Consider the following 1,562-nt stretch of genomic DNA (forward strand, 5'->3'; position numbering starts at 1 on the left):
CCCCGGGCCCCAACTCCCCACCTTCTGCGGCTAGTTAAGGAGCCCTCATCACCATGACCCGTTTCGACGTCAACGCGGCCCGCGCCCAGCGGCTCGAAGCCCTCGGCCGTACCTGGTCGTTCGAACTCGACACCGAGAGCTACACCCTCCCCACCGAGCTGACCCGCGCCACCGCCAAGGCGCTGCGCAAGCTCGACGACAACGACGTGGACGGACTGCTCCAACTCCTCCTGGGCGAGAAGCAGTTCACCCGCTTCGAGCAGCACGAGGTCACGATGCAGGACATCGCCGCCATCCTGGAGGCCTACGGCAAGGAGACCGGGCTCGGCCTGGGGGAAGGCTGAGCCTCGTCGGGTTCGTCGACGAACACGCCGAGGCCCTCGAAGCGGACCTGCTCCGCTATTACGGCATCGATCTGCTCGACTGGCACCGCGACCGGCTCTCCGCACGCCGACTCACCGTGCTCATACGGCAGTTGCCGCACGACAGCGCCCTCAACCGGGAGCTGCACGGCGAGGCCGCCGACTGGTCGGTGACCGACCATCTGCTGGCCGCCGCCGTCGACCATCTCGCCGCCGCGAACTGGATGTTCGCCTCCGTCAACTCGGAGGAGGCCGACCAGCCGGACCCCCCGGCACCGGTACCGCGTCCGTCGTACGGCGAGGAGGCAGACAAGGAGACACCAGCACAGGGGAACGGGCCCGAGGCTGAGGAGCCGACTCCGTCAACGGTCCAACTGGCCCGGTTCTTCGGCTGATTGTCAGTCCGCCGGGCCGTCCTGCGCGTCCCGGCGCCCGCCGGAGGCCCGGCCCTCCAACTCGTCCGCGAGGGCACGGACCTTGGCGGAGAGCCGGGGGCGTTCCTCGCTCCGGATGCCGTGCTGGGCCGGCGAGGGTTCGGACGACTCCGTCCTACGTCCGTTGTCGCGCCCGGTTCCGGCGGTCAGCGGAGGCACGCTGGCCCGCCCGTTGCGCCGTACGACCGAGCGCCGTTCGGCGGGCGCGGCTCGCTTCTCCCGCACCTCGCGGGCGGTGACCAGGATGTCGGGGTCGGTATCGAGGTCGGGGTCCACCTGGTCCTGGGGGCCGTCCGCCACGACCCGCTCCTGTTCCCCGCGCTCTTCTACTCGCGTCAACTCAGGCGGAGCGCTCAGCAGTTGGACATACGGAAGCGGGATGACGTCACCACCGACATGATCGCGATCCCGCACCCGGCGCGGCCGACGCCCGGTGCGGGCGTCCTCCTGCCCCTGGAGGTAGGCGGCGGTGATCCGCTGCTCGTACGCCCGCCGCACGGCCGGGAGTTGCTCGTCGACGACGTCGGCCCAACCGGCGCTGTAGGCGGCCAGTTCACGCCGGTCGAGTTCGGCGCGGGGCAGGATGACGAGGTCGTCGGGGGCGTGGCCGAGCCGTAGGACGAGTTCGGACAGCCGGGCGATGAGATGCGGTAGGTCGGGGGCCTGTTCGAGCCAGTCGATCACATGCGTCTGCTGCGCGTCGCTCGCGTTCCCATCCACCCCGTAGGCCTTGCTCTCGTCCCTGCCCCACCACGCCCCCCAGCGC

The 1,562-nt window shown here is 70.6% G+C and carries 2 protein-coding genes and 1 pseudogene; 2 read left to right on the plus strand and 1 reads right to left on the minus strand.

What is annotated here, in order from left to right; translation table 11 throughout:
* Positions 1–53 precede the first annotated feature (53 nt).
* Together AC31A1_RS51180 and AC31A1_RS51185 are read left to right on the plus strand one after the other, a co-directional pair.
* On the plus strand, positions 54–344 hold the full coding sequence (locus AC31A1_RS51180) for a hypothetical protein (RefSeq protein WP_033280001.1): 291 nt from the start codon (positions 54–56) through the stop codon (positions 342–344).
* Positions 345–409: 65 nt separating this feature from the next.
* Complete coding sequence (locus tag AC31A1_RS51185; RefSeq protein ID WP_489659878.1) at positions 410–757, plus strand: hypothetical protein; 348 nt, start codon at positions 410–412, stop codon at positions 755–757.
* A 3-nt stretch (positions 758–760) separates the two neighbouring features.
* Here the strand turns inward: AC31A1_RS51185 and AC31A1_RS51190 are convergent.
* Positions 761–1,562: pseudogene (locus AC31A1_RS51190) on the minus strand (hypothetical protein); the annotation flags it as partial.

It is taken from the genome of Streptomyces sp. P5F9, assembly GCF_057961495.1.